The sequence below is a fragment of the Mycobacterium sp. TH-M103 genome, from assembly GCF_057473785.1.
Genome location: NZ_JBYCLG010000040.1, coordinates 1 through 4845 on the forward strand (window position 1 = coordinate 1; position 4845 = coordinate 4845).

At 69.4% G+C, this 4845-nt stretch carries 5 protein-coding genes; 2 read left to right on the top strand and 3 right to left on the bottom strand.

Features of this window, described 5'->3' with window-relative positions; translation table 11 throughout:
* The coding region (locus tag AC2VOR_RS01740; protein WP_486963088.1) for a class II fumarate hydratase at positions 1 to 1388 on the bottom strand (1388 nt) is incomplete at its 3' end.
* 29 nt (positions 1389 to 1417) lie between these two features.
* Positions 1418 to 2497: a class II fructose-bisphosphatase gene (gene glpX / locus AC2VOR_RS01745; RefSeq protein WP_369737370.1), complete on the bottom strand. Its 1080-nt coding sequence runs from the start codon at positions 2495 to 2497 to the stop codon at positions 1418 to 1420.
* Positions 2498 to 2577: 80 nt separating this feature from the next.
* Here glpX and AC2VOR_RS01750 point away from each other — a divergent pair, with 80 nt between their 5' ends.
* Both AC2VOR_RS01750 and AC2VOR_RS01755 read left to right on the top strand, forming a co-directional pair.
* On the top strand, positions 2578 to 3270 hold the full coding sequence (locus AC2VOR_RS01750) for a DUF4245 domain-containing protein (RefSeq protein ID WP_407685607.1): 693 nt from the start codon (positions 2578 to 2580) through the stop codon (positions 3268 to 3270).
* A gap of 18 nt (positions 3271 to 3288) precedes the next feature.
* Positions 3289 to 4086, top strand: a complete 798-nt coding sequence (locus AC2VOR_RS01755) for a dienelactone hydrolase family protein (protein WP_407685606.1) — start codon at positions 3289 to 3291, stop codon at positions 4084 to 4086.
* Here AC2VOR_RS01755 and AC2VOR_RS01760 read toward each other — a convergent pair.
* On the bottom strand, positions 4067 to 4845 hold a 779-nt coding region (locus AC2VOR_RS01760), incomplete at its 5' end, for an AI-2E family transporter (protein WP_486963089.1). The two genes, AC2VOR_RS01755 and AC2VOR_RS01760, sit on opposite strands and share 20 nt — an antisense overlap.

Sequence of the window (4845 nt, forward strand, 5' to 3'; positions counted from 1 at the left end):
GCCAACACGTCGAGGCGGCGGTCCAGCTCCTCGATCGAGAGCTTGTCGCCGATCAGCCCGCGGTCGATGACGGTCTGCCGAATGGTCTTGCGTTCCTTGAGCGCCTGTTTGGCCACCGCCGCGGCCTCCTCGTAGCCGATGGCCGAGTTCAGCGGCGTCACGATCGACGGGGAAGACTCGGCCAGCTCGCGCAGGTGCTCGACGTTGGCCTTCAGCCCGACGATGCAGCGTTCGGCGAACAGCGTCGACACGTTGGTCAGCAGCTTGAAGGACTCCAGGATGTTGCGGGCCATCATCGGGATGTAGACGTTGAGCTCGAAGGCGCCATTCGCTCCGCCCCAGGCGATCGCGGCGTCGTTGCCGATCACCTGCGCTGCGACCTGGGTAACCGCTTCCGGCAGAACCGGATTGACCTTGCCCGGCATGATCGAACTGCCGGGCTGCAGGTCCGGCAGCTGGATTTCGGCCAGCCCGGTCAGCGGACCCGACCCCATCCAGCGCACGTCGTTGGCGATCTTGGTCAGCGACACCGCGATGGTGCGCAGCGCACCGGAGGCCTCGACCAATCCGTCGCGGGCGGCCTGGGCCTCGAAAGAGTTTGCCGCGGTGCGCAACTGGGAGATGCCCGTCCGCTCCACCAGCACCGCCACGACCTTGGTGCCGAAGCCGTCGGGGGCGTTGAGGCCGGTGCCGACGGCGGTGCCGCCGATGGCCAGCTCCCCGAGCCGGGGCAGGGTGGCGCGCACCCGCTCGATGCCGGCCTCGACCTGGCGGGCGTACCCGCTGAACTCCTGGCCCAGGGTCACCGGGACCGCGTCCATCAGGTGGGTGCGGCCCGACTTGACCACCGTCTGCCACTCGTCGGCCTTGGCGGCCAACGCGCCCTGCAGCACCTCCAGCGCGGGGATCAGGTGACTCACCGCGGCCTCGGTGGCCGCGATGTGGGTGGCGGTGGGGAAGGTGTCGTTGGAGGACTGCGACATGTTGACGTCGTCGTTGGGGTGCACCGTGACGCCGTTGCGTGCGGCGATGGAGGCGATCACCTCGTTGGTGTTCATGTTGGAGCTGGTGCCCGAACCCGTCTGGAAGACGTCGATCGGGAACTGGTCGTCGTGCTGGCCGTCGGCGATCTCGGCCGCCGCGGCCATGATCGCGTCGGCCTTCTCCGGGGCCAGCAGCCCGAGGTCCTTGTTCACCTGGGCGCAGGCGCCCTTGAGCAGGCCCAGCGCCCGGATCTGGGTGCGCTCCAGGCCGCGGCCCGAGATCGGGAAGTTCTCCACCGCGCGTTGAGTTTGGGCGCGCCACAACGCTTTTGCGGGCACCCGGACCTCGCCCATGGTGTCGTGCTCGATGCGGTACTCGGTGCTTTCGGAGCCGTCAGCGGCCATTGGTGAACGTCCTCGCTGGTGGTGTCGGATTACGGTAGGGGATAGGCGGCGGAACTGTCGCCGGTGAAGTCGATGGCGGAGTACTCGTTGAGCTTCGAAAGCCGGTGGTAGGCCTCGATCATGCGTACGGTGCCCGACTTCGACCGCATCACGATCGACTGGGTGGTGCAGCCGCCGGGGTAGTACCGCACCCCCTTGAGCAGGTCGCCGTCGGTGACGCCGGTGGCGCAGAAGAAGACGTTCTCCCCGGACACCAGGTCCTCGGTGGTCAGCACCTGGTCGAGGTCGTAGCCGGCGTCGAGCGCCTTGCGGCGTTCCGCGTCATCCACCGGCGCCAGCTGCGCTTGGATGGCGCCGCCCATGCAGCGGATCGCCGCGGCGGCGATGATGCCCTCCGGGGTCCCGCCGATGCCGGCCAGCATGTCGGTACCCGACTGGTACCGGCACGCCGAGATGGCGCCGGCGACGTCGCCGTCGGTGATCAGCCGGATGCGCGCGCCGGTGGCCCGGACGTCCTCGATCAGCTGCGCGTGCCGGGGCCGGTCCAGGATGCACACCGTCATGTCGCGCACCGACAGGTGTTTGACCTTGGCCACCGCCCGGATGTTCTCGGCGATCGGCGCGGTGATGTCGAGCACGTGCACCGCCTCGGGCCCGACGGCGATCTTGTTCATGTAGTAGACCGCCGACGGGTCGAACATCGCCCCGCGCTCGGCCACGGCCAGCACCGAGATCGCGTTGGGCATGCCCTTGCTCATCAGCGTCGTGCCGTCGATCGGGTCGACGGCGAAGTCGCACTCCGGGCCGTCGCCGTTGCCGACCTCCTCGCCGTTGTAGAGCATCGGCGCGTCGTCCTTCTCGCCCTCGCCGATGACGACCACGCCGCGCATCGACACCGAGTTGACCAGTTCGCGCATCGCGTCGACGGCCGCCCCGTCGCCGCCCTCCTTGTCGCCGCGGCCCACCCAGCGCCCGGCGGCCATGGCGCCGGCCTCGGTGACCCGCACGAGCTCGAGCGCCAGGTTGCGGTCCGGGGCTTCCCCGCGCGAGCGCGGGTGCGTCGGGCCGCGGCGCCCGGGTTCCGACGGTCGGTCGCCCTCAACTGTCATAGCTGCTGATTGTTACAGAAGCACGCCCGTCCGCTGGAGCTGGGCTGTGGCTGGCGCCGGCCGGCTGGAATACTGCAGGGGTGACCGAGAAACCGCAGGCGGGCGCCGAGTTGGCCGGCGAGCCCGGGCCCGCTGCCCGGCCGGCCAAGCCGCGGCTGCTGCAGGACGGTCGCGACATGTTCTGGTCGCTGATGCCGCTGGTGCTGGGGTGCATCCTGCTGGCGGGCGTGGTCGGGATGTGTTCGTTCCAGCTCACCGGGACCAACAAGGGGACGATCCCGTCCTACGACGCGACGGCGGCCCTGCGCTCGGACGCCCAGACGCTGGGCTTTCCCATTCGCCAACCGCATCTGCCGGCGGGCTGGCAGCCCAACTCCGGCGGTCGCGGTGACATCCCGAACGGTCGGACCGACCCCGCGACCGGTCGGCGGAGCAACGCACTCACCTCCACCGTGGGTTACATCAGCCCCACCGGGATGTACATGAGGCTGACCCAGAGCGACGCCGACGAGACCCGGCTGGTCGCCTCCATCCATGCCGAGGCTTACCCGACCGGTTCGGTCGACGTCTCCGGCACCAACTGGGTCGTCTATCGCGGCAGCGGTCAGAGCGGCGCGGACGCCGAGCCGATCTGGACGACCAGGCTGGCCGGCCCGGCCGGTGCCACCCAGATCGCGATCACCGGCGCCGGCGGCACCGACCAGTTCCGTACGCTGGCGTCGGCGACGCAGTCCCAGCCGCCGCTGCCGGGCCCGCAAAAACACGGGAACTAGAAGGGGCGAGGGGATCACGTGACCGCACCCGAAGCAGACCTGTCCGGATGGTCGGTGGCCCCGTTCACCGGTGGCGACTACACCCATGACGTGTACCGCAAGGGCAGCGGTCCCGGGGTGGTGCTGATCCCGGAGATGCCGGGAATTCACCCCGGCGTGCTGGGGCTCGGCAATCACCTGGTGGATCGGGGCTTCACCGTGGCCATCCCCTCGCTGTTCGGCGAGCCGGGCAAGCGGAAGACCGCCGGCTACATCGCCGGCGCCATCGCCCGCGCTTGTGTGGCGCGGGAATTCGCGGCGTTCGCGACCGACAAGCAGCGGCCGGTCTCGTTGTTTCTGCGGGCGCTGGCCCGCGACCTCAACGCCTCGACGCCGGGCAAGGGCGTCGGCGTGATCGGCCAGTGCTTCACCGGTGGCTTCGCGCTGGCCGCCGCGGTCGACGACAGCGTGCTGGCGCCGGTGCTCAGCCAGCCGTCCGTCCCGTTCCCGATGACCGCAGCGCAGCGACGCGACCCCGGGCTCAGCGCGGCCGAACTGGCCACCGTGGCCGACCGCTGCGCCAACGACGGCCTGTGCGCGATGGGATTGCGGTTCAGCGAGGACAAGATGTCCCCGCGTGATCGGTTCACCGCGCTCAAGGAGCGCCTCGGCGACGCGTTCGAGGTGATCGAGATCGACTCCGGCCGGGGCAACGCGCACGGTTTCGGCAAGATGGCGCATTCCGTTCTCACCGACGAGGTGCGCGAGGTCGACGGCCAGCCCGCCTACGAGGCCCGCAAAAGGGTGGTCGAGTTCCTCACTCGGCGACTGACTTAGGTTCCGTGGCCGGCGGCGCCCCCTGCCCGGCCTCCTCGTACACCGCGAGGTAGACGTCGAGGGTGGTGGTGATCAGGATCATCAGGACCGGGCCGATGACGATCCCCCAGGGACCGAACATGGCGATCCCGGAGAACACCGCGAGCAACATGAGTGCGGGGTTCAGGCGCGCGTCGCGGGGCACCAGGACCGGACGCAGGAAGTTGTCGATGTTCGTCACCACCACCAGATGCCAGAGCACCACGAACGCGCCACCGATGACGTGGCCGAAGAACATCATCGCGACGCCGAACGGGATCGTCACGATGCCCCCGCCCAGCGGGATGATCGACAACGCGGTCAGCACGATCGCGAAAACGAAGAAGCCGTGGTGGAATCCGCCGACGTAGATCGATGCCGCCCCGGCGACGCCCTGGCACAGTGCGATGACGAACTGGCCACTGACGGTGCCGCGCACCATCGCGCCCGCATTCTGCAGGTACAGGTCGGTGACTTCCTCGCCGAGCGGGTTGAGCCGGGAGATCAGCGTCCGCATCTTCTCGCGGTGGACCAGCAGCGCGACGAACACGTACAGGAAGACGATGGCCGAGGCGATCGCGCCCGCGAGGCCGCCGACGGCGCCCTGCAGAAAATGCAGCAGCCATTCACCGGCGTTGCGCGCCACGGTGAGCGTCGCCTTGCGCAGCGTCTCCGCGGTGATCGTCACGTGCGCGAACGGAACTCGGGCCGCCACGCCGTTGACGAGCTGCAGCGTCCTCT